21 protein-coding genes are annotated in these 26,581 nt (G+C 43.4%); 2 read left to right on the top strand and 19 right to left on the bottom strand.

The annotated features are described in order from the left end of the window. Window positions 1-30: 30 nt before the first annotated feature. The 19 genes from ftsA to leuO form a co-directional block, all read right to left on the bottom strand. On the bottom strand, window positions 31-1,287 hold the full coding sequence (ftsA, locus tag PSE69_RS01365) for a cell division protein FtsA (RefSeq protein ID WP_004921898.1): 1,257 nt from the start codon (window positions 1,285-1,287) through the stop codon (window positions 31-33). A 36-nt stretch (window positions 1,288-1,323) separates the two neighbouring features. Continuing rightward, window positions 1,324-2,133 carry a cell division protein FtsQ gene (gene ftsQ, locus PSE69_RS01360; protein WP_053110640.1) on the bottom strand — a complete coding sequence of 270 codons (810 nt, stop codon included), beginning with the start codon at window positions 2,131-2,133 and terminating at the stop codon, window positions 1,324-1,326. A 1-nt stretch (window position 2,134) separates the two neighbouring features. Beyond that, window positions 2,135-3,055 carry a D-alanine--D-alanine ligase gene (locus tag PSE69_RS01355; protein ID WP_121874990.1) on the bottom strand — a complete coding sequence of 307 codons (921 nt, stop codon included), beginning with the start codon at window positions 3,053-3,055 and terminating at the stop codon, window positions 2,135-2,137. A 3-nt stretch (window positions 3,056-3,058) separates the two neighbouring features. Beyond that, entirely contained in the window at window positions 3,059-4,522 is a 1,464-nt protein-coding gene (murC, locus tag PSE69_RS01350; RefSeq protein ID WP_036941184.1) for a UDP-N-acetylmuramate--L-alanine ligase, read from the bottom strand. A 57-nt stretch (window positions 4,523-4,579) separates the two neighbouring features. Beyond that, window positions 4,580-5,653, bottom strand: coding sequence for an undecaprenyldiphospho-muramoylpentapeptide beta-N-acetylglucosaminyltransferase (gene murG, locus PSE69_RS01345; protein ID WP_272674907.1), 1,074 nt, complete (start codon window positions 5,651-5,653; stop codon window positions 4,580-4,582). Further along, window positions 5,650-6,843: a cell division protein FtsW gene (gene ftsW, locus PSE69_RS01340; RefSeq protein ID WP_004921913.1), complete on the bottom strand. Its 1,194-nt coding sequence runs from the start codon at window positions 6,841-6,843 to the stop codon at window positions 5,650-5,652. The genes murG and ftsW overlap by 4 nt, the downstream gene beginning before the upstream one ends. Beyond that, a complete protein-coding gene (gene murD, locus PSE69_RS01335) occupies window positions 6,843-8,168 on the bottom strand; it encodes a UDP-N-acetylmuramoyl-L-alanine--D-glutamate ligase (protein ID WP_121874989.1) in 1,326 nt (441 codons plus the stop codon). The genes ftsW and murD overlap by 1 nt, the downstream gene beginning before the upstream one ends. Window positions 8,169-8,170: 2 nt before the next feature. Further along, window positions 8,171-9,253: a phospho-N-acetylmuramoyl-pentapeptide-transferase gene (gene mraY, locus PSE69_RS01330; RefSeq protein WP_004921918.1), complete on the bottom strand. Its 1,083-nt coding sequence runs from the start codon at window positions 9,251-9,253 to the stop codon at window positions 8,171-8,173. Continuing rightward, window positions 9,247-10,620, bottom strand: coding sequence for a UDP-N-acetylmuramoyl-tripeptide--D-alanyl-D-alanine ligase (gene murF, locus PSE69_RS01325; protein ID WP_004921921.1), 1,374 nt, complete (start codon window positions 10,618-10,620; stop codon window positions 9,247-9,249). Before murF ends, mraY begins: the two co-directional genes overlap by 7 nt. Continuing rightward, window positions 10,617-12,104, bottom strand: coding sequence for a UDP-N-acetylmuramoyl-L-alanyl-D-glutamate--2,6-diaminopimelate ligase (gene murE, locus PSE69_RS01320; RefSeq protein ID WP_040133347.1), 1,488 nt, complete (start codon window positions 12,102-12,104; stop codon window positions 10,617-10,619). The genes murF and murE overlap by 4 nt, the downstream gene beginning before the upstream one ends. Then, window positions 12,091-13,857 (bottom strand): peptidoglycan glycosyltransferase FtsI, encoded by a 1,767-nt coding sequence (gene ftsI / locus PSE69_RS01315; RefSeq protein WP_004921927.1) that lies wholly within the window; start codon window positions 13,855-13,857, stop codon window positions 12,091-12,093. Before ftsI ends, murE begins: the two co-directional genes overlap by 14 nt. Before the next feature lie 12 nt (window positions 13,858-13,869). Then, window positions 13,870-14,190: a cell division protein FtsL gene (gene ftsL / locus PSE69_RS01310; protein WP_004921932.1), complete on the bottom strand. Its 321-nt coding sequence runs from the start codon at window positions 14,188-14,190 to the stop codon at window positions 13,870-13,872. Between the two features lie 2 nt (window positions 14,191-14,192). Then, a complete protein-coding gene (gene rsmH / locus PSE69_RS01305) occupies window positions 14,193-15,143 on the bottom strand; it encodes a 16S rRNA (cytosine(1402)-N(4))-methyltransferase RsmH (protein WP_040133348.1) in 951 nt (316 codons plus the stop codon). 2 nt (window positions 15,144-15,145) lie between these two features. Further along, window positions 15,146-15,604 (bottom strand): division/cell wall cluster transcriptional repressor MraZ, encoded by a 459-nt coding sequence (gene mraZ, locus PSE69_RS01300; RefSeq protein WP_004921936.1) that lies wholly within the window; start codon window positions 15,602-15,604, stop codon window positions 15,146-15,148. Between the two features lie 698 nt (window positions 15,605-16,302). Beyond that, window positions 16,303-17,313, bottom strand: a complete 1,011-nt coding sequence (gene cra, locus PSE69_RS01295) for a catabolite repressor/activator (protein WP_004921942.1) — start codon at window positions 17,311-17,313, stop codon at window positions 16,303-16,305. 164 nt (window positions 17,314-17,477) lie between these two features. After that, window positions 17,478-17,969: an acetolactate synthase small subunit gene (ilvN, locus tag PSE69_RS01290; protein WP_004921945.1), complete on the bottom strand. Its 492-nt coding sequence runs from the start codon at window positions 17,967-17,969 to the stop codon at window positions 17,478-17,480. Between the two features lie 2 nt (window positions 17,970-17,971). Continuing rightward, window positions 17,972-19,699, bottom strand: coding sequence for an acetolactate synthase 3 large subunit (ilvI, locus tag PSE69_RS01285; protein ID WP_004921947.1), 1,728 nt, complete (start codon window positions 19,697-19,699; stop codon window positions 17,972-17,974). 296 nt (window positions 19,700-19,995) lie between these two features. Next, window positions 19,996-21,777: an AMP-dependent synthetase/ligase gene (locus PSE69_RS01280; RefSeq protein WP_169342124.1), complete on the bottom strand. Its 1,782-nt coding sequence runs from the start codon at window positions 21,775-21,777 to the stop codon at window positions 19,996-19,998. Window positions 21,778-22,065: 288 nt separating this feature from the next. Then, entirely contained in the window at window positions 22,066-23,019 is a 954-nt protein-coding gene (gene leuO / locus PSE69_RS01275) for a transcriptional regulator LeuO (RefSeq protein WP_121874977.1), read from the bottom strand. Between the two features lie 886 nt (window positions 23,020-23,905). On the opposite strand from leuO, the gene leuA reads away from it, so the two are divergent. Both leuA and leuB read left to right on the top strand, forming a co-directional pair. Further along, window positions 23,906-25,486, top strand: a complete 1,581-nt coding sequence (leuA, locus tag PSE69_RS01270; RefSeq protein WP_004921957.1) for a 2-isopropylmalate synthase — start codon at window positions 23,906-23,908, stop codon at window positions 25,484-25,486. A 2-nt stretch (window positions 25,487-25,488) separates the two neighbouring features. Beyond that, complete coding sequence (gene leuB, locus PSE69_RS01265; protein ID WP_004921959.1) at window positions 25,489-26,580, top strand: 3-isopropylmalate dehydrogenase; 1,092 nt, start codon at window positions 25,489-25,491, stop codon at window positions 26,578-26,580. Window position 26,581: the final 1 nt, after the last annotated feature.

Below are 26,581 nucleotides of genomic sequence, written 5' to 3'. Positions count from 1 at the left end.
CGAAGCTAATAATATGCTTCTGAATAAAAATTAAAATTCTTTTCTCAGCCAGCCTGTGATTTTACTAAACCACCCTTTAACTGAAGCACGTTTTTCCGTTTCGGTATCATCGCCAAGATGGCTCTCTTTACCGTAATGCAGAAGCCCAACCGCAGTTGAATAGTATGGCTCCTGAGCATAATCCGTTAAGCCTGTAATATTGAGCGGAATACCGACCCTAACTTGTGTATGGAAGACTTTTTGAGCACATTCGACGAGGCCATCGATTTGTGCCGCCCCTCCCGTTAGCACGATACCCGCTGCCAAATGGTGTTTGACACCTTGTTGGCGTAACTGTTCCTGTAAATTTAAAATTTCTTCATTTACAAGGTTTAACAGCTCTGTGTAACGTGGTTCAATGACCTCCGCTAAAGTCTGACGTTGTAGACTTCTTGGAGGACGCCCTCCCACGCTAGGGACTTCAACAGTTTCATCTTTGCTCACTATCGAACCGACAGCGCAGCCATGACGAACTTTGATTGCCTCCGCATCACTCGGTGGAGTACCGAAGGCATAAGCGATATCACTGGTGACGACATTACCTGCATAAGGGATAACTTTGGTATGACGTAGTGCCCCACCGGTGTATACCGCCATATCCATGGTTCCGCCGCCAATATCGACAACACAAACGCCAAGTTCGCGTTCATCTTCGGTCAATACTGAATAGCTCGCCGCAAGACCTGCAAAAATCAGCTGGTCGACTTTTAATCCACAACGCTCAACCGCTTTTACAATATTTTTTGCCATGTCGTTATGACAAGTAATCAAATGTACCTTGGCTTGCATACGTACACCTGACAAACCAACAGGGTTCTTAATACCTTCTTGGTAATCAATCGCGAATTCTTGTGGTATGACATGAAGAATTCGATGCTCATCACGAACCCTAACTGATTTTGCGGTATGAACAACACTGTCAACGTCTTCTTGTGTCACTTCCTCTTCCGAAACGGGCACCATGCCGATTTCGTTTTGGCAGCTAACATGCTTACCTGATAACGCAAGATAAACTGAAGAAATTTGGCAATCCGCCATCAACTCAGCCTGATCAATCGCCCTTTGCACGCATTTAACGACTGATTCCAAGTCATTAACGCCACCTTTGTCCATTCCACGAGATGGACAACTTCCCACCCCGATAATATTCACCATACCATCGGGCAGAATTTCGCCGACAAGGGCCGACACCTTGGAAGTTCCAATTTCAAGGCCTACAACTAATTTTCTGTCCGTCGTTTTGATCATTTGCTTCTGCCTAGTCTGAGTTATTAGCAATATTAATTATTGTAACTCCAGTGGAGCATCCACTAGGAGCGGAGCCCACCCCACCGCAGCACCACTGGTATAACGAAGGTCAACATAGTCGACACGTTTATCTGTGGCTTGCTGCAAAAGCGGATAAAGTTCAAGGAAACGATTTAACCGCTGAAAAACTTCTTTTTTCCCGAGCTCTACTCGGACATCATTATCTAAGATAAGTTGCCAAGCATGGCGTGCCGTCATAGATACTGATTTCAATTTTAAATTGTGTTCTGACAATATTCTTTTAAATTCAACGTACTCTTTTATAACTTCTTTTTGGCTACCTTGGGGGCCATAGAGCATCACATAATTGCCCTTGCTGCTTTCACTCGCAGGGAGGCTAAATACTCGCCCCTCCTGATCAACCATATTTTGGTCATTCCAACGTGCGTAAGGTACGTATTCTACCAGATGTATCTTTAACTCATCAGGCCACTGTTTGCGAACCGTCACCTGACGGATCCAAGGCATCGCACTTATCTGATTTTGGATGGCATTGACATCAACTGTCATAAAAGTACCAGGTTGCCCTAGAGATAATATCGCCTTCCTTACATCATCATTGCTGGTATAGTGGCGCTCTCCGGTTAATACTAACTTTGACATTGGCAGCCTATCTGCATCTTTCATCCAGTTCATGACGGTCCAGCCACTCCAAATGATTGTTCCCACAACCATTAGAAAGAAAATCAACCCGCCGAGAAAAGCACCATTACTTGGGCCTGACCCTGACTCGTTGTTGTCATCATTATGCTTATGATGCCGAACATTCAATGCTGCCTGTGACATATCAGTTAGCCAATTCCAAAATACGTACTACCAACTGCGAAAAATCCATACCTGCTTGGCGCGCTGCCATTGGCACTAAACTGTGACTTGTCATTCCTGGTGAGGTATTCACCTCTAGCAAGTAGAATTGACCGTCACTATCTTGCATCACATCAACTCGCCCCCAACCGCGACACCCAACCGCCTGATAAGCACGCATCGCAAGTTGTGATAACTGCGCTTCTGATCCTGCATCTAAGCCACTTGGGCAAAAATATTGCGTTTCATCAGAAAGATATTTCGCCTCATAATCGTAAAACACCCCAGGAGGCTGAATACGAATTGATGGTAATGTTTGTTCACCAAGCACTGCGACCGTATATTCTGGACCACTTAACCATTTCTCAATCAGTACGGTTTCATCGAAACGAAACGCTAGTGCCAACGCCGCTGATAAATCACCTAAATTATCAACTTTGCTCATCCCTACACTTGACCCTTCAAGGCTCGGTTTGACAATAAGTGGTAATCCTAGATATGCGACTAATTCTTCAATTTTTTCAGTTTTAAGTGAACTAAACTCAAATTTACTCAACGAAACATAAGGCGATACTGCTAGCCCTGCTCCTTCCCAAAGTTGCTTTGTTCTTAATTTATCCATACTCAAGGCGGAGGCCATCACGCCACTACCTGTGTACGGCAAACCTAAAAACTCCAGCATCCCTTGAATTGTACCGTCTTCTCCCCCTCGGCCATGAAGGGCGATAAACACTTTATCAAACCCAGCATCCTTGAGAGTGAACACTGGAAAATCTTTTGTATCAATAGGATGCGCATCAATTCCAGCCTGACGTAAACCAGCAAGCACCGCATTGCCTGATTGAAGAGAAACTTCACGTTCAGCAGATGTTCCGCCAAATAACACCGCGACTTTCTCGGCCATGAATCACTCCTCTACCATGGGTGGCTGTAATTTTGTTTCAGCAAGATTACGCGCTATTTTACCAATATTCCCAGCACCTTGAACTAAAATTAAGTCATTATCTTCAAGTGCTTGAGCTAAAATTTGTGCAACTTGTTCAGGCTCTGCCACATAAATTGGATCAAGCTGACCACGACCGCGTATCGTCCGACATAATGAACGACTATCCGCCCCCGGCACAGGCTTCTCTCCCGCAGGATAAACCTCTAGCATCAGCAATACATCTACTTGGCTGAGGACATGGGCAAAGTCATCATATAGGTCACGAGTACGTGAATAACGGTGTGGCTGAAACACCATCACAATTCGTTTGTCTGGCCATCCGGCTCTTGCCGCTTTTATTGTCGCGTCAACCTCTGTTGGATGGTGACCATAATCATCCACCAACATCACTTCGCCTTCTTTACCATTCACATGACGTAGTGAATAGTTTCCAAGAAAATCAAAACGGCGCCCTGTACCTTGGAACTCAACCAGTGCAGACAAGATATGCTGATCATCAATGCCTTCTTCCGTCGCCACGGCGACAGCCGCTGTTGCATTCAGAGCGTTATGTCGCCCCGGTGCATTCAGCACTACGGTCAGTTCCGGCATATTTTCACGGGCAATAGTAAAGAAGCCTTGATTACCTTTTTGCTCATATTTAACGATGCGTACATCGGCATCTTCACTAAAGCCATACGTCGTCACGTAGCGACTGACTCGCGGTAATAATGAACGGATCACAGGATCATCAATACACATCACCGCACGACCATAAAATGGTAAGTTATGCAGGAAGTTGATGAACGTATCTTTCAAGGTTTCAAAGTTACCTTGGTAAGTATCCATATGGTCCGCTTCAATGTTAGTAACCACTGCAACTAAAGGCTGCAAATGTAAGAAAGAGGCGTCACTTTCATCAGCTTCTGCGATTAAATAACGGCTACTACCTAAACGGGCATGAGTCCCCGCGGATTTCACTAGACCGCCGTTAACAAATGTAGGATCTAAGCCCGCTTGCGCATAGATCCCTGAAATCATCGCTGTTGTCGTAGTTTTACCGTGTGTACCTGCCACTGCAATACCATGACGATAACGCATTAATTCCGCCAACATTTCAGCGCGGCGGATAACAGGAATACGTAATTCATGCGCCGCTTGGATTTCAGGGTTATCCGCTGAAATTGCAGTCGAAACAACGACTACGCTCGCATCTTCAACATTCTCAGGACGGTGATTAAAATAAATAGTTGCACCTAAAGCCGTGAGTTGCTGAGTAACGGCATTTGGCGCTAAATCAGAACCACTAATTTGGTAACCTTCATTTGCCAACACTTCGGCGATACCACCCATGCCAGCACCACCGATACCGACAAAATGGATGTGCCTGACTCTTCTCATTTCTGGCACTGATGTTCTTAATTTCGCCAACTGTTGTGTATTCACTGTATGTCTTCGCTTTTAGTTAATTCTATATCTATGCCATGTTATCGATGGTGATAACTATTTAGCCACTTCACTGATTACTGCTGCTACACGCTCTGTCGCGTCGGTGATAGCACAAGAACGTGCTTTTTTCGCCATCGATAATAATGCTTGCCTATCCCACTGCGCCAATAGGCTAGCAACGTTATCCGCAGTAAATTGTGGTTGCTCAAGGATTTTTGCCGCTCCCGCCTTTTCTAGCGGAAGCGCATTCCAATACTGTTGACGGTCTTTATGCTGAAATGGCACAAAAATCGCAGGTAACCCTGCTGCGGCAATTTCACTGACCGTTAACGCTCCAGAACGGCAAACCACAATATCCGCCCATGCATACGCCTGAGCCATATCATCAATAAACTCCGTAACTTTATACTCGGAATTAACTGAATTTTTTAGCCGTTCATTATACAACGCTTCTGTAGTTTCCTTACTGCCTTTTCCCGCTTGATGCCAGATATTTAACTGTTTGCCTACTTTTTCAGCAACCTCTGGCATTACTTGGTTCAAAATACGCGCGCCTTGACTACCACCTACAACTAGTACGCGTATTTTACCGTCGCGATCCGATAATCGCTCCTCGGGCAGTGGCAGCGCTAAGACATCTTTTCGTACTGGATTGCCAACAATTGGCGCATCCGCAAAAGCACCGGGGAACGCTTGAAGTACTCGTTTTGCAATTTTTGACAACCATTTATTCGTTAAACCTGCAATCCCATTTTGTTCATGTAGCACCACAGGTACACCTGATAACCAAGCCGCAATCCCACCAGGCCCTGAAATATATCCGCCCATACCGAGTACAGCGTCAGGTTGATATTGTTTGATAATGGCTTTTGCTTGGCGTATCGCTTTAAAGATCCGCCAAGGCGCGGCAGCCAATGCTAACGCGCCTTTACCTCTAAGCCCTGATATCCGTATAAATTCAATCTCAATACCATGTTGCGGTACTAACGTTGCTTCCATGCGATCGGCTGTGCCTAACCAACGGATTTCCCAGCCTTGAGCCTGCAAATAATGGGCCACAGCTAAACCTGGGAATACATGCCCCCCAGTACCACCAGCCATGACTAATAACCTTTTTGCTTGACTCATTTAACACTCCTTACAAACGCCTGCGCTTTTTGCAGACGTGTTTCAAAATCGACACGTAATAACACGGCAATAGCAGCAGACATAATTAATAGGCTTGAGCCACCATAGCTGATCAATGGTAATGTTAACCCCTTCGTCGGTAACATACCGGCAGCAGCCCCAACATTAACTAATGCTTGGAAGGTAAACCAAATACCTATCGAACACGCTAAATAGCCAGCAAATAATTGGTTAGCTAATAAAGCTCGACGGCCTATCATCATTGCGCGAAATGCCAGCATAAATACCATCAATAACACCAACACAACGCCAATATAGCCAAGCTCCTCAGCTAAAACCGAAAAAATAAAGTCCGTATGCGCTTCTGGTAAATATTCCAGTTTTTGGACTGAGTTCCCTAACCCTTGCCCAACTAACTCACCTCGACCAAATGCCATTAATGATTGGGTAAGCTGATAACCGCTACCAAACGGGTCTTCCCATGGATTCAAAAATGATGTCACTCGGCGCAAACGGTAAGGCTCAAACCAAATCAGTGCTAATACCCCGACAACACACGCCGCAATCCCAATAATAAAGGGAGCCAATCTTGCTCCGGCAAGGAAGAGCAACCCTAGGGTGGTGACGACTAGTACGATAACGGTTCCCAAGTCAGGCTGTAGTAGCAATAATGATGACATCACAATCAAGATACACATTGGTTTTACAAAACCAAGGAAGCGTGTTCTCACTTCCTCTGACTTTCTTACTAAGTAACTGGATACATAGCAAAATAGAGCTAATTTAGATAACTCAGCCGGCTGAATTTTAACAATACCGATATCAATCCAACGCGATGCCCCGTTGACAGAGCTCCCTGCAACCAGTACTACCGCTAATAACAGCAGGGAGACCATTAACAATACAAAGCTGTATTTTTCCCAAACTGCCATTGAGATCCGCATCACGCCTAACACTAAAACAAAGGCAATGGCTAAATAAACGGCATCACGCTTGGCAAAATAAAAAGGATCTTCTGTCAATCTTTGCCCCACCGGCATGGATGCCGATGTCACCATAATAAAACCGATTGCAGCGAGGCCAAGTGCCAGCCATACCAAGGTGCGGTCATAGAGTGTTGAGCCAGCAATAACGCCCCCCTTTTCACCAAGTACCCAGTTTTTTATGCGCACAGCACCTGGTATAGTCATCAGCCTAACTCCTTCGCTAACTGAGCAAAAATCATCCCTCGCTGCTCAAAGTTTTTAAATTGGTCGATACTTGCACAAGCTGGAGACAGTAAAACCATATCGCCTGATTTTAAATGTGGAGCCAAATAACGCATGCTCTGCTCCATCGTTTCCGTCAGCACAGATTTTTCAGGCTCCAATTGGGCTAGAGCTTTACCGTCACGACCAAAGCAGTACACACGCACATTATCTTGGGCAAGATATGGCTTTAAGGGTGAAAAATCGGCAGCTTTACCATCACCACCTAATAGCAGATGCAGTGTTCCATCCACTTTTAAGCCATTTAGTGCGGCTTCCGTGCTACCCACATTGGTCGCTTTAGAGTCGTTAATCCAACGTACTCCGTTGTTCAATAACACCAGTTGGAAACGGTGCATTAATCCAGCGTAATTTTTCAGTACATCCAAGCAAGCCTTACGCTCTATGCCTGCAATATCTGCCAGTGCAAGCGCTGCCAGCGCATTCGTGTAATTGTGTTGCCCAGTCAAATGCATATCAGCAACATCAATGATGGCTTGCCCTTTCGCAACTAATAAACGCTGCTGTGTATCAAAATAATAATCACCACTATCGACCCCAAAGCTGATACACGCTTCATGACGTCTATCTCGTGGTAACGTCAGTGGGTCTTGCGCGTTCACAATGCAATTCGCCGCATTATGATAAATACGTAATTTAGCGTCGCGATACTGCGCTAACCCTAATGGATAGCGATCCATATGGTCTTCTGTCACATTCAGTACGGTTGCCGCTAAGGCTTGTAAACTGGATGTGGTTTCTAATTGGAAGCTTGATAACTCAAGCACATAAAACTGGTTACCTTGGTTCAGTAGGGATAATGCAGGAATACCAATATTGCCACCCACACCAACAGAGATACCTGCGGCTTTTGCCATTTCCCCGACTAAAGAAGTCACCGTGCTTTTACCGTTAGAGCCAGTAATGGCAATGATTGGTGCATCAGCCTCACGACAAAACAGCTCAATATCGCCAACAATCTCAATGCCTTTATTAGCCGCCTGTTGCAACTCAGGTGTCGCTAGAGCAATACCCGGACTTGCGACAATCAAATCAGCTTCTTGTAACCATGAGTTATTTAAACTGCCATGGTGATATTCGACATTGCTAGGTAATTGCTCTACGCCAGGTGGGGCAGAACGAGTATCTATCACACGTGGAATGACACCTTGTGATAAGAAAAAGTGCACACAGGATAGGCCTGTTAGACCTAACCCGATAATCACCACTTTTTTACCTTGATACTGTTTACCCTGAATACGAGCCATGTTTAACGTACCTTCAATGTTGCTAACCCAATCAGGACTAGCATTAAGGAAATAATCCAAAAACGCACAATTACGCGTGGTTCCGGCCACCCTTTCAACTCATAATGATGATGAATTGGTGCCATACGGAATATACGTTGACCACGTAATTTGAAAGAACCCACTTGTAAGATGACTGATAATGTTTCTACAACAAACACGCCACCCATAATGACTAACAAAAACTCTTGGCGTAGTAGAACTGCGATAGTACCTAGAGCGCCTCCGAGTGCTAAAGAACCTACATCCCCCATAAAGACTTGTGCTGGGTAAGTGTTAAACCATAGGAAACCTAATCCCGCACCAACAATAGCCGTACAGACGATCACTAGTTCACCAGCGTGTGGCAAGAATGGAATATGCAAGTAACTCGCAAAGTTAACGTTACCTGTCGCCCACGCGACCAAAGCAAACCCTGCCGCAACGAATACTGTTGGCATAATTGCTAAACCATCAAGACCGTCAGTTAAGTTAACGGCATTACTGGTTCCAACAATCACAAAGTAAGCCAGCAGAATATAAAGCATTCCCAGTTGAGGCATCACATCTTTAAAGAAAGGTACGACTAATTGTGTCGCTGGCGTCTCGTTACCGACTGCATACATTGAAAAAGCAACAATGAGCGCAATGACGGATTGCCAAAAATATTTCCAGCGAGCAATTAAGCCTCGGCTATTTTTTCTAACCACTTTTAAGTAGTCATCAGCGAAGCCTACAAGGCCATACCCCACCAATACCAACAGGACACACCAAACATAGGGATTATCTAAACGTGCCCACAACAACACCGATATACTGATTGAAAATAGAATCAGTATGCCGCCCATTGTAGGTGTGCCACGTTTACTAAAGTGAGACTCAGGCCCTACATCGCGAACGACTTGACCAATCTGCATTTTTTGTAAATAGGTAATTAAACGTGGCCCCATCCATAACGCGATAGCGAGTGCCGTTAGCAAACCGACAATGGCTCTGAACGTCAGATAAGAAAAGACGTTAAAAACAGAAAAATGATGCACCAATATTTCGGCAAGCCAGACTAACATGCAAAGCACTCCTTTAATGCATTCACGACATCTTCCATCGCGGAGCTACGTGAACCTTTAACTAAAATAGAAACAACTTCATTCTGCTGGACTAGCGGAATCAGTCGGGTTAATAAATCTTTTTTGAATGCAAAGTGCTCACCACATTCACTGAATTGACTGATCATTTCGCTCAGTGTACCCACACTCAGTACTTTATCCAGACCTGCATCTTTTGCCGCAATGCCAACGCGTTGATGACAATCTTGTGCGTAATCGCCAAGCTCGCCCATATCACCTGCAATCAAAATACGATAGCCGGGCATTTTAGCTAAAACATTAATTGCTGCAATCATTGAGCCATCATTCGCGTTATAAGTGTCATCCAATACCACTTTTGTTGGACTCAGTTGTACCGGATATAAACGCCCCGGCACCGCTTTCGTCGTCGCTAACCCATTGCGAATATCTTCCAGCGTTGCGCCAACTGAAATGGCAAGCGCACTTGCCGCAAGGACATTGGCAATGTTATGCATCCCCGGTAAAGGCAATGTGATTGCAATTTGCCCAACTGGCGTATGCAACGTAAAGTTTGTTGAAAGTTGTTTAACTTCAATATCCGATGGATAGAAATCCGCTTTGTCTTGTGGCTTCAGCGAGTAATACCACACGGTTTGCCGCGGTTGAAATTGCCAATGTGGCGAATAACTATCAAGGTTAACAATCGCGGTACCTTCGTCAGGTAGACCTTGGTAAATTTCCCCTTTTGCGCGAGCCACACCTTCAGGTGAACCAAAGCCGGCAAGATGTGCTGCAAATAAATTATTCACCAGTGCACTCTCAGGCTTCACGATATTCGTGGTATAGGCGATTTCATTTGGATGATTCGCCCCCATTTCAATTACGGCATAATCATATTCATGAGTTAGCCGAAATAGCGTTAATGGCACACCAATATCATTATTTAAGTTACCCGCTGTATACAGGGTTTTGCCACGCTGAGATAAAATGGATGCGGTCATCTCTTTAACAGAGGTTTTCCCCGAGGAGCCTGTTAAACCGACTACTTTCGCTTGGCTTTGCTTGCGCACCCATGCAGCAAGTTGCCCCATAGAAAGACGAGTGTTCGCCACAATAACCTGTGGGCAATCAACATCAAGCTCACGCTCAACCAGTAATGCAACGGCGCCATTTTCAACCACAGAAGGGGCAAAGTCATGGGCATCAAAACGCTCACCTTTTAAGGCGATAAATAAGCAGTCTTGACCAATTTGGCGGCTATCTGTACTCACTTCACTTAATGTCAGTGTAGCGGCATCAATACCTTCAGCATTAAATAAACGCCCAGCCGTCACGGCCGCCAGTTGAGCTAACGTTAAGGGGATCATGCTAACACCCCCAATAGCCTTGCAACGGTTAGGCGATCTGAATAATCTAAACGGCGATGACCGATAATTTGATAATCTTCATGGCCTTTACCTGCGATCACAATCACATCATCCGCATTTGCCTGCATGATTGAGCTGGTAACCGCTTCCGCACGCCCTGGGATCGCAAGAACTCGACTTGAATCGAGGATCCCCGCCATAATGTCATTGATAATATCTAACGGCTCTTCACTGCGCGGGTTATCATCAGTAATAACGACTTTATCCGCCCACTCTTCTGCCGCTGCGCCCATCAAAGGTCGCTTGCCTTTATCACGGTCTCCCCCGCAACCAAAGACACACCATAATTGGCCTTTACAATGTAAGCGTGCTGCCGCCAACGCTTTTTCGAGTGCATCCGGTGTGTGCGCATAATCAACAACCACGGTTGGTTTGTTTGGCGCACTAAACACTTCCATTCGACCACATACTGGTGAAAGAGATGATGATGCCTCTAATAGCTGTTCTAACGAATAATCCATCGTCAGCAGTGTTGCCATAGCTAACAATAAGTTGCTGACGTTAAATGCGCCCATCAATGGGCTTTCTAACGTTCCGTTGCCCCATGATGAGGTAAATTGAATGGTTGCTCCGCGATCATGATATTCAACCGCTGTTGCTTGTAACCATGGCCCTTGCCATTGCTCAGGAATTCGTTGTTCCATAGAAACGGCGCAAGCTTGCGGTAAACGCTGTAACCATTTTAGACCCACATCATCATCAGCATTAATAATTTGCGCTTTGGTTTGATGTGTCGAAAACAGTAACCATTTCGCCGCTTCATAACTTTCCATATCACCATGGTAATCTAAATGGTCACGGCTTAAATTTGTAAATACTGCGGCATCGAAAGGTAAGGCAGCTACGCGACCTTGCACAAGGCCGTGAGAGGAGACTTCCATCGCGGTTAATGTAGCCTTCTGCTTCAATAACTGAGTCAACTCAACTTGAATATCCACAGCGGAACCTGTGGTGTTTTCACTCGGCGCAACTTGCCCAAGTAAACCATTCCCTACGGTCCCCATGACAGCACTGGTTTCACCTAATCCTTGTGCCCACTGCGCGATCAGTTGAGTTGTCGTCGTTTTACCATTAGTGCCTGTCACCCCAACCAATTTCATTTTTTCAGCAGGATGTTGATAAAATGCCCCCGCTAATGCTGATAGGCGACTATTCAGATCATTTAGGTAAACAACGGGAACGCCGTGAATATAACGAATTTCACCTTCAGCGGCTTCACCATGCGCTTCTGCAACCACCGCGGCGACCCCTTGGGCGATCGCTTGAGAAATATAGTGTCGACCATCTGATTGATGGCCTTTAATTGCGATAAACAGATCACCGGCAGCCGCCTTACGACTGTCTAATGTCATCTCACGTAACGAGACACTTGCTGTGCTAACGCCAAATGGCGAAAGAAGATCACAAAGATTACGATCTGCCACTTTTAACCTCTTTTCTGTTAAGAACTGTGTCGTTTTTATCGTCTGTTTGTAGTGCATCAGGTTCAACGTTCATCATGCGTAAAACACCGCCCATAATTGAACCAAACACGGGTGCCGATACTGCACCACCATAATATTTACCCGCTTTAGGCTCATTGATAAGAACGACAAGGGCATAGCGTGGGTTACTTGCAGGCGCGACGCCTGCGGTATAAGCAATATATTGATTAATGTAGCGCCCTTCCGGCCCTACTTTTTTCGCAGTACCTGTTTTTATCGCGATACGATAGCCTTTTATTGAGGCTCTTGTTCCCCCACCACCCGGCAAGGCAACACTTTCCATCATGTGCACAACGGTGCGCATTATATGCTCAGGAAAAACGCGTGTTCCCGGCACAGGAGGGTCAACTTTAGTAATCGATAGCGGGCGATAAATCCCGAAACTACCAATTGTTGCATAGGCACGGGCTAACTGTAACGGTGTTACCATTTGCCCATACCCGAAAGAAAAGGTGGCCCTTTCTAAATCAGACCACCGTGTTTTTTTACTTGGAAAGATGCCACTACTTTCCCCGACTAACCCCAGATTAGTCGGCTTGCCAAACCCAAAGCGGCTATACACATCCACCAGCTCTGTGGCAGGCATCGCTAACGCCAGTTTTGAAACACCCACGTTACTCGACTTCTGTAAAATACCTGTAATTGATAATTCAGGATAACGAGCTACATCTTTGATTTCATGACCATTAACTCGATATGGGTAGGTATTCAATACGGTATTTTCTTTGACAATACGGTTATTTAATGCACTCATAACGACGAGCGGCTTGACCGTTGAACCCGGTTCAAAAATATCGGTGATCGCACGGTTACGCATAGCATCCATGGGGGTTCCTGCCAAATTGTTCGGGTTATAGGATGGGCTATTCGCCATCGCTAAAATCTCCCCCGTGTGCACATCCACTAAAATGGCAACACCTGATTCAGCTTTGTTTTCCTGAACACCTTTCGTTAATTCACGATAAACGATAGATTGAATGCGTTCATCAATACTTAGCACTAAGTTATGAGCCGCTTGGCTATCAACGGAAGAAACCGTTTCAATCACACGCCCATTACGGTCTTTACGAACAATACGCTCACCTGGCTCCCCTTTTAACCAGCGCTCAAAGCTCTTCTCGACGCCTTCTATCCCTTCGCCATCAATATTTGTCACACCAATTAAGTGCGCTGCAACAGGCCCTGAGGGGTAGTAACGGCGTGACTCTTTGCGTAAATAGATACCGGGTAATTTTAGTTTCGTGATGTATTCGCCAATAGAAGGGTTGACTTGACGAGCGAGGTACACAAAGCGCCCTTTTGGATTGGCAGAAATTTTAGCGGTGATCTGCTCAAGTGGGATCTCCAATGCATCAGCGAGCGCTTTCCAATGTTCATCATTGTTCACCCCACCTTTTTCAAATACCACTTTTGGGTCAGCCCAAATCGCATTAACAGGCACACTAACAGCCAGTTGCCGCCCTTCCCTATCGCTTATCATGCCACGTGCTGTAGAGACCTCTTGAACACGTAGGGAGCGCATATCCCCTTCTTTAACTAACTTTTCAGGCGAAATGATTTGTAGATAAGCTACACGCACTAAAAGCCCGACTAAAGCCAGTAGAATACCGCCGCACAACAAGGCAAAACGCCAGCTAACAAAGCTGGTATTTTCAGACTGTTTTTTATTCCTAGCTGACTTAGGTGCTTTCATTCGTAACCTTATCTACTGCTTAGAGACAATGATATTTTCTTGAGAAGGTTCAACATGAACCATCTGCAACTTTTCCACCGATAAACGTTCAACTCGGCTATGACTTCCCAATGCGTTTTCTTCCAAGATCAAGTTACGCCATTCAATATCCAGCGCATCTTTCTCTTCATATAACTTGTCTTTTTCTGCCGTTAGCAAACGCGTTTCATGGGCAGTTGTGACCACAAAAATAGCGCTAATAATGATGGCCACTAGCAAAATCAAAGGAATTACCCCATGACGAAAAAGGTCACGACCAATCACTTTCCCAAGACTATGCCTTTCTGGAACCATAATTACAGTGTCCTCTGTGCAAAACGCAGTACAGAGCTACGTGCCCTTGGGTTTTCGTCAATTTCAGCGTCTGAAGGCTTCATTTTGCCCACTTCACGCAGCTTAGCGACACCCAGTTCTCGTATTTGAGCTTCCGTAAGAGGGATGCCAGCAGGAACACTAGGCCCTTTGCTATTTTGACGAATAAACCGCTTCACTAGCCTATCTTCCAATGAATGGAAACTGATCACCGAAAGACGTCCTTCCGGTGCTAATACAGAGACAGCACCTTCAAGCGCCTGCTCTATTTCTTCCAACTCACTGTTAATGTAAATACGTATTGCTTGAAAACTTCGCGTTGCAGGGTGCTTATGACGCTCTTTGATAGGGCTGACTTTAGCGATCAATTCAGCCAACTCACGAGTTCTCGTTAAAGGTGTTTCTTCTGGATTGTGGTTACGCTCAACGATGGCTTTCGCAATGCGTTTTGCAAAACGTTCCTCTCCAAAAGTTTTCAAAACCCATGCGATGTCATCAGCTTGTGCATTCATTAGCCATTGTTGGGCTGACTGCCCTTTCGTTGGATCCATACGCATATCCAACGGCCCATCACGCATAAATGAAAAACCACGCTCAGGATCATCCAGTTGGGGGGATGACACCCCTAAGTCCAGTAATACGCCATCAATTTTGCCAACTAGCCCTTCTTCTTCTACATACTCTGCAATTGCAGAAAATGGGCCATGCTTGATCATAAAGCGAGGGTCCTCAATTTCTTGCGCTGCTTTAATCGCCTCTGGATCACGATCGATAGCAATCAGACGCCCTTGCTCGTTTAGCTGGCTTAAAATCAGCCTTGAATGCCCACCACGCCCAAAAGTTCCATCAATATAAATACCGTTTGGTTTAATATTTAGGCCATTTACTGCTTCATCAAGCAGTACTGTTACATGTTTAAATTGTTGCTGTGTCATGTTTATAGTGACAAATCCTGTAAACGGGTTGACAGTGGTTCTTGGGTTTGTCGTTCAGCGGCAATATCCTCTTCCACTTGCTGATACCAAGTCTGTTCATCCCAAAGTTCAAATTTATTTATTTGGCCTACTAGCATGACCTCTTTTGTTAGCCCTGCATGTTGACGTAGCGTGCTGGCTAACAAAAGACGCCCTGAGCTATCCATTTGACATTCACTGGCATGTCCCAACAAAAGTCGTTGGACACGTCTTTCTGCTGGATTCATGGTTGATAGGCGAGAGAGCTTTTCTTCGATGATTTCCCACTCAGGTAAAGTGTAAAGCAGCAGGCATGGCTGGTGGAGGTCGATAGTACAAACCATCTGCCCCTTAGATTCCTCGCTCAACATTCCCCGATATCGGGTAGGCACGGTAAGCCGCCCTTTGCTGTCGAGATTTACCAGTGTTGCCCCACGAAACATACCCAGTAAAACCTCTTTATTTCCTATTTACCCACTTTACCCCACAATTCTCCACTTATAAAGTTTACGAATGGTAGGAAAACGTTGTCAAGCCAGACGCGCCTAGCTTTTGCTTTATTTACAGAACAATTCAGAAAAGATAAGAGTGGGTAAAATCTACTTCGGAGATAAAATGAGGAATAACGGATTGATATAATTCATTTATTTTCAACAAAAGAGCAAATATTACGTAAACTCTATTTTACTGATGAAAAAACACTCAAATGATGATATTTCCTTTATATGTCTCATTTTTAATCAGTATATCGTTAACCGATTCTTTACTTTCAAAATAACCGTGAATGTTTAATAAAGGTAAATATTATCGATAACAGCCTCACAGAAAAATAAAAACCATATATTTCATATAATTAAAATACTGTTTTAATAGCCAGTATTTTACAATAAATAAAATTTTACGTGCTTTCTTTGATTTAAAAGTTATTTCTTAAATCAAATTTTTTTATTTTATTTTCTTTACAATGATAAATTAGATTTACCTCGTTAAGAATAGTCCTAAAGTTAAATATTTACTTATTTTTAGCATGAAATAAAAAGCCCCATTTACTTTGGGGCTAACATAATACTTATAAACGTGATCGATATCACTTAATATTCAACCTGACTTTTTGTCTGGTTTTTATTATTTAAATGATATTTTACTGTTTGCGCCCGAGGCTACCACGTCGGCACAGATCACGACGAATACGAGTAATCCCTGCATCCGGTTTTTGTTTTTCATCTAAACTTGCCAACACCAGTTCTAAAATACGCTCAGCAATATCTCTGTGACGTTGTGCAAGTGATAAAACAGGGCAACCTAAAAAGTCCAGCAACTCACTGTCACCAAACGTTGCAATTACCATATGCTCAGGTAGACGACCATCACGCTTCAATGCAACATCTAACACCCCCTGTAACAGCGAAAATGAGGTTGTAAAGAGTGCATCAGGCATCTGATTGCCTTTATCTAACCAGTCAGCAAAGACCTCCGCCGCTGACGCCCGCTCATAGCTATTTGCATAGAGATACTTGACCTCACGAGCATCACCTTGCCAGCCTTTTCTAAAACCTTGTTCACGAAGGTAGCTCACCGATAATTCTGGCAGAGCGCCAAGATACAAGACTGACTCCGCGGAAAATTGCCTCAACTCCGTAGAGAGCATCAATGCATCTTCTTGGTCATCCCCGACAACGCTAATAAAGTGCTCTTGTTCTAGCGCCCTATCTAACGCAATAATCGGCAAAGAACGGTTGGCCCAACGCTGATAAAAAGGATGTTCCGGTGGCAGCGCCGTTGAAACAATAATCGCATCAACTTGGCGTTGTAGAAGGTGCTCAACGCAACGAATTTCGTTATCGGGCTGATCTTCTGAACAGGCAATCAACAGTTGGTAGCCACGCTGACGTGCTTGACGCTCAAGATAATTAGCAATGCGAGTATAACTTGTGTTTTCGAGATCGGGGATCACTAGCCCAATCGAACGTGTTCTCCCTGCACGTAGCCCTGCTGCTACAGCATTTGGATGGTAATTGTGCTCTCTGACAACAGCCATCACTTTTTCTACAGTTTTATCGCTGACTCGATACTGCTTGGCCTTGCCGTTGATCACATAACTAGCCGTTGTGCGAGATACCCCCGCTAAACGGGCTATTTCATCCAGTTTCACGTTAACCTCTTTGTGTTATCAGATAAAACCAACATATTGATTTTACTATTTATTTTTTACAATCCCTGATAACCGTAGCCAAGCTAAAATAGCCGCCAACGGTTAAAGCCCCGAATCAATCGGGGCTCTATGCAATGGTATTCTACCTTCAGCCGATAAATTTTTCACCGCATAATTTTATCGCCACGTGAAACACCAACAATACCTGAGCGTGCAACTTCAACAATTTCAGCAACGCCACGGACTGCTTCAATGAATGCATCCAGTTTATCGCTTGTTCCCGCTAGCTGAACGGTATACAGCGTAGGCGTTACATCAACGATTTGACCGCGGAAAATATCGGAGCAACGTTTAATTTCATCGCGGCCATAACCCGATGCTTGCAGTTTAACTAGCATGATCTCACGTTCAACATGTGCTGAAGCCGTCAGTTCACTTACACGTAAGACATCGACTAACTTATGCAGTTGCTTTTCAATCTGCTCAAGCACCTTTGCATCACCTTTTGTTTGAATGGTCATACGTGACAGTGTTGGGTCATCGGTAGGTGCAACCGTTAAACTTTCGATATTATAACCACGTTGAGAAAACAGCCCAATAACACGGGAAAGTGCCCCCGATTCATTTTCTAGTAAGACGGATAAAATACGACGCATGATCAGGTCCTCTCTGTTTTACTCAGCCACATTTCATCCATTGCACCACCACGTATCTGCATTGGGTAAACATGTTCAGTTTCATCAACGTTAATATCCACAAAAACTAAGCGTTGGTTTTCATTCACTTCTACCAGTGCTTGTTTTAATTTCTCTTCGAGTTCATCGGGGGAATGAATCGAAATACCTACATGACCATAAGCTTCTGCAAGTTTGACGAAATCAGGAAGCGATTGCATATAAGATTGAGAATGGCGGCCTTGATAAATCATATCTTGCCACTGCTTAACCATCCCCAAAAACCCATTATTGAGATTCAACACAACCACCGGTAAACCATATTGCATTGCGGTCGACAGTTCTTGGATATTCATTTGAATACTGCCATCGCCAGTAACACAGATAACCGTAGATTGTGGATGTGCTAATTTAACCCCCAAAGCGGCAGGTAAACCAAAGCCCATGGTGCCTAAGCCCCCTGAATTAATCCAATGGCGAGGCTTATCAAATGGGTAATACAGTGCGGCAAACATTTGATGCTGCCCAACATCAGAAGTGACATACGCCTCACCATTTGTCAGGCGGTAAATGGTTTCAATCGCTTGCTGAGGTTTCACTTTTTGGCTATTGGTTTCATAACGGAGGCATTTTCTCTCTCGCCAAGTTTCAATCTCTTTCCACCATGTTTTTAATGCTTGGCTATTTTGTTTGGTGGAAACTTGATCGAGCTGACTCAACATTTGCTGAAGTGTCAGCTTAGCATCCCCTACGATCGGAATATCTGTATTAACGGTTTTAGAAATAGAGGTTGGGTCGACATCAATTTGGATCACTGTTGCATTCGGACAATATTTTTCAAGATTATTCGTTGTCCTATCATCAAAACGCACACCAACAGCAAAAATAACATCAGAATTATGCATCACCTTATTGGCTTCATATGTACCGTGCATACCAAGCATCCCAACTGACTGGTGATGGGTTTCTGGAAATGCCCCTAGCCCCATGAGTGTTGATACAACAGGCAGTTGCAGTTTTTCTGCTAATGCGATGATCTCAGCCGAACAATTTGCGTTGATTGCCCCTCCACCGATATAGAAAACAGGTTTCTGCGCCGCAATCAATTTTGTTAACGCTTTTTTAATCTGCCCTTTGTGCCCTTGAAGGGTTGGGTTATAAGAGCGTAAAGAAACCGCTTCAGGATAGCGGTAAGGGTATTTATTTGCCGGATTAACCGTATCTTTAGGTAAGTCGATAACCACAGGACCTGGACGACCACTTGCAGCGATATAGAAGGCTTTCTTAATGGTTTCAGGTATGTCTTCGGCTTTTTTAATTAAAAAGCTGTGTTTTACAATTGGGCGAGATATTCCCACCATATCACACTCTTGAAATGCATCATTCCCAATCAAGGAGCTTGCTACTTGTCCTGATAAAACAACCAAAGGAACAGAGTCCATGTATGCCGTCGCAATCCCTGTAATTGCATTTGTCGCACCAGGACCCGAGGTCACTAAAATCACCCCGACTTCTCCTGTTGAGCGTGCATAACCATCCGCCATATGAACCGCGGCTTGTTCATGGCGAACGAGGATGTGATCAATACCGCCTACCGTATGAAGTGCATCATAGATATCTAAAACAGCACCACCTGGATACCCAAATACATGCTTTACACCTTGGTCAATCAAAGACTTGACGACCATTTCTGCTCCCGACAACATCTCCATGAGTTTGCCCCCAGACTATTTTTACAAGTTAACAGAGGTATGACAGTCCTCTACTATGTATTGTCATTTCTGCCGTAGTTATGACTGCTATTAACATATCGTTGTGTCTAAGGTGACGCAAACACCATTTATTAAGCAAACATGACAACTTTGAATATTATCTTTATCTACTCAGATTATTGGTTGAATTAACCAAGAAAAGGAAGAATGGTGGAAAATATCACTATAAAGCGATGAAAAAGAGTACAAAGAGAAGCCGGATATCATGCTATGTGTTATCCGGCTCTATTGAGGAATTATTCGCGGTACATTGATTCAATTTCAGAGTGATAACGCTCTGAAATAATTTTTCTACGCAGCTTTAAGGTTGGTGTGAGCTCCCCTTTTTCCATGGAAAAATTAGCCGGGAGTAACGTAAAACGCTTAACCTGATGGAAATTTTCGATATTTTTCTGTAGCTCTTTTAAGCGATTTTCAAACAGAGCCACAATATTCGAATCTTTTAATAGCTCTAATCGATCACGATATTTTAAATTGATCGAACGCGCATATTCTTCTAATGAATCATAACAAGGTACGATCAGCGCCGAAACGAATTTACGCGCATCCGCGATAACGGCGATATGCTCGATAAACCGGTCTTGGCCTAACACCCCTTCGATCATTTGTGGTGCAATATATTTCCCATTTGAGGTTTTCATTAAATCTTTTAAGCGGTCGGTAATATACAAATTACCTTGAGCATCGATTTCACCTGCATCCCCAGTTTTTAACCAGCCGTCAGGGGTAAATGCATCTTCTGTCTCTTTTTGGCGATGATAATAGCCTTTCATGACCACAGGCCCTTTTACCTGAATCTCATTATTATCGCCAATACGTACCTCAACCGATGACAACGGTGTGCCGATAGAGCCTAATGGGTATTCCCCCTCTTCCCAACATGACACCGTCGCACAAGTTTCTGTCATCCCATAACCATATTTGATGTTCACGCCTACTGCGAGAAAAAAGGCGATAACATCATCATCTAAACGAGCACCGGCGGCAGGCATAAAGCGAATACGTCCACCTAACAGTTGGCGTAGCTTTGTTAACACTAACTTGTCGGCTAAATTAAACAATGACTGATTCAGCGCATTTAGCTGCTTACCTTGTGCCAGCGCTTTAACCCTTTTATTGCCTTGTGCGATTGCCCATTTAAATAACAAACGACGCATAAGTGGTGCTTTAGCAACCTTACTTTGTACAGCGCTATACACTTTTTCATAAAAACGAGGCACCGCACACATCACGGTAGGTTTAACTTGTGTCAATGCATCCCTAACCGCATTAGTATCAGTGAGATAAACATTGCGAGCACCTGTATGCATGACATAGAAGCTCCAAGCGCGCTCAAAAACATGTGATAACGGTAGAAAACTTAATGAAACATCATCGATGTTTAACTTCAAACGCTGGTCATGAAGATAGAGCTGCGCCGCCATATTGTAATAATCCAACATGACCCCTTTAGGCTCCCCTGTCGTACCCGATGTATAGATGATGGTGAAAAGATCACTCAGATGGTGAGCCGCAATACGTTGATTTAGCTCGTCTTGGTATTCAGGCTCTGCTTGCGCGATAAAATTTGATAGGTGAACAGAAACCAGTTCTCCATCGACTAATTCAACATCCTCATTCAGCACCACGATAGTGGTTAATTGAGGACAGCGTGATTTTAGTTGGCATGCAACTTGGTATTGCTCTTGCTCACCAACAAATAGAATACGAATATTTGCATCATTAATAATATAAGCAGCTTGTTCAACACTGCTGGTCGCATATAAAGGTACAGTAACGGCTTTTAACTGTAAGACCGCAAGATCCACCAAAGCCCAATTCATACTGTTATGCGCAAATAACCCAATATTTTCTTGTACTTCAACATTGAGTGCCAAAAGGCGGCGAGCAATGGCAAAAGAGTGCTGTTCAACCTCTTTCCATGTTAGATCACTCTGTTGCCCATTATGCCATTGACTGAAAGCTATCCGAGTCGCTGAATCAGCGGCATTAAACCGGCTGTGCAAGCGATTGACCATATGGTATGGATATAGATTTTCAGTAATCAAAATGTTTTTCCTATAGTACATTTGTTAACTGAAGCCGCTCGGTAAACCCACGAAGCGCTTCACCAGTTAATTATTTCAGCTTACAAGTGTTAGCTGAATGATTTGAGTGTATAGGTGAAAGAGTGTCGTGAAAAGAGATATTATGTAAATATTTTGCAAATGTTAGTCAGGTAACATAACTCATCATAGAGTTTTACCATGATGAGTTAATCATAAACCGTGCAACTGCCGCGATTTCAGCGGATGATTAAGCCAGTGCTACATAGGTAATTCAGTGATTAGTTGGCAAAATTGTGACTTCATCCATTGATGCCCTTTATCCCGAGCCGTTGATTCATGCCACGTCAAATAGCAAGGGCGCGTATTTTCTGCCCATGACAAAGCGGCTGTTCGTAATTGAAGTTTATTTGCTGAGTTTTCAACAAGCCATTTTGGCACAATTGCCACTAAATCAGTTAAAGAAACGATATTTAAAACACTATTTAAATCCGTGCCCTGATAGCTAATTGTATGTGATAACTCTGTATTATGATAATAAGGCTTACTAAAGGACCCCATATTATCCATTGACATCACGGCATGCTTTTCATTAATTAATAATTCTTGCGTAACATTACCGTGAATTCGTGGATGATCATTGGCGACCACGACAACTAACTCATCATTAAATAAAACCTGATGTTGATATTCGCTTTTTTCGAATTGATTATAGCTTACCGAAAAATCTGTCTCTTGGTACTTTAATTTATGCTCAATGTTATTATCTAAGAAACAATGAATACGTACATTAATATTTGGTGATACTTGTTTGAATTTTTCAACGATAACGGCAGCTAAACGAATATCTAATGGAGAACAAATAGAAAGATTAAATACTCGCTCACTTAATTTAGGGTCAAAACCAGCCCCCGGTAACTCATTATGAACGAGTTGTAGAGCTTGCCTAACCGGCCCAAACAACTGTTTAGCGCGGGATGTCGGTTGTATACCGCGTCCATAGCGGACAAAAAGCTCATCATTGAACATTGATTTTAAACGGGATACAGCATTACTCACGGCAGGTTGAGACATGCCTAATACCTGTGCTGCCCTTGTTACGTTTTGCATCTGCATAACCACATCAAAAACGGTGAGTAAGTTGAGATCAACATTTCGCAAATTGATGTCATTATTCTCTTTTTTAGCTGGTGAAGCCGTATCAAAATCAGTCATTATGTACTCCAATAAAGATATTTATCATTTTTAATTAATGAAAATCATCTCCCCTTAAATAAATAAGGTTTTTATAAATTCATTAAATATTATTCTTCAAAAAACTTATCAATGATAAGCTATTTCGCGTTCCCTGCATTTATTAAAACGACGCTTCTATTATATTACCTATCATTTTAGCAACACAATATAGATACGATAATGAAACGAAGGTATTCATCGACATAATAAGTTTTATCAAATCATTTAAAACTATTATTGTTAGCATCAAAATAATAAAACAATTCTAAAAATAAATCATAATAAATATCATCAACAACCACGATACTATCCCATTATCAGATTAATTTTAAATAATTCATTTACTAAATAATTTATTTAATAAAAACTATAATTAAAATTTATTTTTATATCTCATGTTATCGTTTTCCCCCTCACAGAGCAGTTCAAAAAGCAACCAAACCATCAGTTTATGCTATGTTTCAGCCCGGCTCTTTCATAAAAAGAATTTTACCCCTAACTTATCGGTAAAATATAGGGAAAAACATCACTAAAAATATAGAAATTAGTCACAATCACCAAGTATTAGTGATGATTCATCATTCTCCAAAATTGACGAAAAAAACTAAAGTTGACAGCCAAGAAAAGATCACGTATCAATAAATACAGATTGATTAAAACCAAATTTAGAGACTGTGAAAATGACAACTTCTATCCGCCTACTAAGCCTACTACTACTCGCATCCAATGTGCGCGGTATGCTTATGGACGGAAGATAGGAAACTCACAGTCCAGAAACATAAAAACCCGCGCTAGCCGCGGGTTTTTTTATGCCTGCCGGCACCGCAAAAATATAACGACAAATTCTGTAGAAGAGGAACACAACATGAGCGATCAAGTCATTATATTCGACACCACGTTACGTGATGGCGAGCAGGCATTACAGGCAAGTTTATCCGTTAAAGAAAAATTGCAAATCGCTTTTGCTTTAGAGCGCCTTGGGGTCGATATCATTGAAGCTGGTTTCCCCGTCTCTTCACCGGGAGACTTTGAGTCAGTACAAACTATCGCTCGTGAAATCAAAAACAGCCGTATTTGTGCATTAGCGCGATGCGTACAAAATGATATTGATGTGGCCGCTGAATCATTGAAAGTTGCCGAAGCATTCCGCATCCACATTTTTTTAGCGACATCAAATTTACACGTCGAAAAGAAATTGAATAAAACATTTGATGGGGTGATGGACATGGCTATCGACTCTATCAAACGCGCAAGACGTTATACTGATGATGTTGAGTTTTCTTGTGAAGATGCGGGCCGTACTGATATTGATAACTTATGCCGCATTGTTGAAGCAGCCATTAAAGCTGGCGCGACAACCATCAATATTCCAGATACTGTCGGTTACACAACCCCTTACCAATTCGGTGGGATCATCACCTCTTTATATGAAAAAGTACCAAATATTGATAAAGCCATCATTTCAGTTCACTGCCATGATGACTTAGGTATGTCTGTTGCCAACTCTATCACTGCCGTCCAAGCGGGGGCTCGCCAAGTTGAGGGAACGATTAATGGGTTAGGTGAACGCGCTGGTAATACCGCCTTAGAAGAAGTGATCATGGCGATTAAATTGCGCGAGCAAATGTTAAACGTCCATACCAACATCAATCACAAAGAGATTTATCGTACCAGCCAATTAGTTAGTCAATTATGCAACACCCCTATTCCAGCCAATAAAGCGGTTGTTGGTAGCAATGCCTTTGCTCACTCATCCGGTATTCACCAAGACGGTGTGCTGAAAAACCGTGAAACCTATGAAATCATGACACCGGAATCCATCGGCTTAAAAGCGATTCAATTGAACTTAACTTCCCGCTCTGGCCGTGCTGCGGTTAAACATCGTATGGAAGAAATGGGGTATCAAGAAGGGAAAGATTTCAACTTGGATGAGTTGTATACCGCCTTCTTAAGTTTAGCGGATAAAAAAGGCCAAGTGTTTGATTACGACTTGGAAGCTCTGGCCTTCTTCGCTAGTCAACAAGATGATACCGACCATTTTTCGATGGATTATTTCAGTACTCAGTCAGGCTCTAGCGTTGTCGCCACGGCTACCGTCAAAATGCGTTGCGGTGAAGAGGTTAAATCAGAAGCGGCAACAGGAAATGGCCCTGTCGATGCTATTTACCAAGCGATTAGCAATATCACCAATTACCCTATTAAATTGGTTTCTTATAAATTATCAGCGAAAGGCCAAGGGGAAAATGCGTTAGGTCAAGTGGATATTGTCGTGGAATGTTTTAACCGCCGTTTCCACGGAATGGGCTTGGCAACGGATATCGTCGAATCGTCAGCCAAAGCAATGGTGCACGTATTGAATAGTATTTGGCGCTCTGAACAAGTTGAAAAAGAAAAACAAAAAATAAATCAAAAAGAATCACAATCCAATACAAAGGAAGCTGTATAACAATGTCTAAAAGCTATCATATTGCTGTATTGCCTGGAGATGGCATTGGCCCTGAAGTTATGGCCCAAGCCCATAAAGTGTTAGATGCGATCCGCCAGCGCTTTGCATTATCTATCACAACAAAAGAGTATGACGTTGGTGGTATTGCAATTGACCGCCATGGCAAACCGCTGCCAGAAGCAACAGTCGCGGGTTGCGAAAGTGCAGATGCCGTTCTGTTTGGCTCTGTTGGTGGCCCTAAATGGGAAAATTTGCCACCCGATAGTCAACCTGAGCGAGGCGCATTACTGCCATTACGCAAACACTTTAAATTATTTAGTAATCTACGTCCGGCTCGTTTGTACCAAGCATTAGAAGCATTTTGCCCATTGAGAGCTGATATTGCAGCACAAGGCTTTGATATCCTCTGTGTGCGTGAGTTGACTGGCGGTATCTATTTTGGTCAACCAAAAGGTCGTAAAGGCGAAGGTCAAGATGAATATGCTTTTGATACTGAGGTTTACCATCGCTATGAAATAGAGCGGATTGCTCGTATTGCATTTGAATCTGCGCGTAAACGTAACCATAAAGTGACGTCAATTGACAAAGCCAACGTATTACAAAGCTCTGTATTATGGCGTGAAGTCGTGAATCAAATCGCGAAAGAATACCCTGATGTGTCTGTTAGTCATATGTATATTGATAATGCGACGATGCAGATGATCAAGGCACCTTCTCAATTTGATGTCGTGCTGTGTTCAAACCTGTTTGGTGACATCATTTCAGATGAGTGCGCAATGATCACAGGTTCAATGGGAATGCTACCGTCAGCCAGTCTTAATGAAGAAGGCTTTGGCTTATATGAACCTGCTGGTGGCTCTGCCCCAGATATTGCAGGTAAAAATATCGCTAACCCAATCGCCCAAATTTTATCAGCCGCTATGTTATTACGATTCAGTTTGAATCAAAGTGATGCCGCTGATGCCATTGAAAGGGCTGTAAATAAAGCGTTAGAAAATGGTCACCGTACCGCTGACTTAGCGGGAGGGGGCAAATCAGTCAGTACCAGTGAAATGGGTGATATTATCGCCCGTTATATCGCCGAAGGGGTGTAAC

The sequence above is a fragment of the Providencia sp. PROV122 genome (genome assembly GCF_028482365.1).
GTDB classification, from domain to species: domain Bacteria; phylum Pseudomonadota; class Gammaproteobacteria; order Enterobacterales; family Enterobacteriaceae; genus Providencia; species Providencia stuartii.
This window is presented reverse-complemented; position numbering and strand designations above follow the sequence as displayed.

Bases quoted from the DNA above. Each gene is read 5' to 3' on its own strand.
- ilvN (WP_004921945.1), bottom strand. From the start codon at position 17,969: ATGCGTCGTATTTTATCCGTCTTACTAGAAAATGAATCGGGGGCACTT.
- murG (WP_272674907.1), bottom strand. From the start codon at position 5,653: ATGAGTCAAGCAAAAAGGTTATTAGTCATGGCTGGTGGTACTGGGGGG.
- murD (WP_121874989.1), bottom strand. From the start codon at position 8,168: ATGGCTCGTATTCAGGGTAAACAGTATCAAGGTAAAAAAGTGGTGATT.
- ftsL (WP_004921932.1), bottom strand. From the start codon at position 14,190: ATGGTTCCAGAAAGGCATAGTCTTGGGAAAGTGATTGGTCGTGACCTT.
- ftsW (WP_004921913.1), bottom strand. From the start codon at position 6,843: ATGACTATACCAGGTGCTGTGCGCATAAAAAACTGGGTACTTGGTGAA.
- mraY (WP_004921918.1), bottom strand. From the start codon at position 9,253: ATGTTAGTCTGGCTTGCCGAAATATTGGTGCATCATTTTTCTGTTTTT.
- leuB (WP_004921959.1), top strand. From the start codon at position 25,489: ATGTCTAAAAGCTATCATATTGCTGTATTGCCTGGAGATGGCATTGGC.
- murF (WP_004921921.1), bottom strand. From the start codon at position 10,620: ATGATCCCCTTAACGTTAGCTCAACTGGCGGCCGTGACGGCTGGGCGT.
- mraZ (WP_004921936.1), bottom strand. From the start codon at position 15,604: ATGTTTCGTGGGGCAACACTGGTAAATCTCGACAGCAAAGGGCGGCTT.
- ftsA (WP_004921898.1), bottom strand. From the start codon at position 1,287: ATGATCAAAACGACGGACAGAAAATTAGTTGTAGGCCTTGAAATTGGA.
- ilvI (WP_004921947.1), bottom strand. From the start codon at position 19,699: ATGGAGATGTTGTCGGGAGCAGAAATGGTCGTCAAGTCTTTGATTGAC.
- leuO (WP_121874977.1), bottom strand. From the start codon at position 23,019: ATGACTGATTTTGATACGGCTTCACCAGCTAAAAAAGAGAATAATGAC.
- leuA (WP_004921957.1), top strand. From the start codon at position 23,906: ATGAGCGATCAAGTCATTATATTCGACACCACGTTACGTGATGGCGAG.
- PSE69_RS01280 (WP_169342124.1), bottom strand. From the start codon at position 21,777: ATGGTCAATCGCTTGCACAGCCGGTTTAATGCCGCTGATTCAGCGACT.
- ftsI (WP_004921927.1), bottom strand. From the start codon at position 13,857: ATGAAAGCACCTAAGTCAGCTAGGAATAAAAAACAGTCTGAAAATACC.
- ftsQ (WP_053110640.1), bottom strand. From the start codon at position 2,133: ATGTCACAGGCAGCATTGAATGTTCGGCATCATAAGCATAATGATGAC.
- rsmH (WP_040133348.1), bottom strand. From the start codon at position 15,143: ATGACACAGCAACAATTTAAACATGTAACAGTACTGCTTGATGAAGCA.
- PSE69_RS01355 (WP_121874990.1), bottom strand. From the start codon at position 3,055: ATGGCCGAGAAAGTCGCGGTGTTATTTGGCGGAACATCTGCTGAACGT.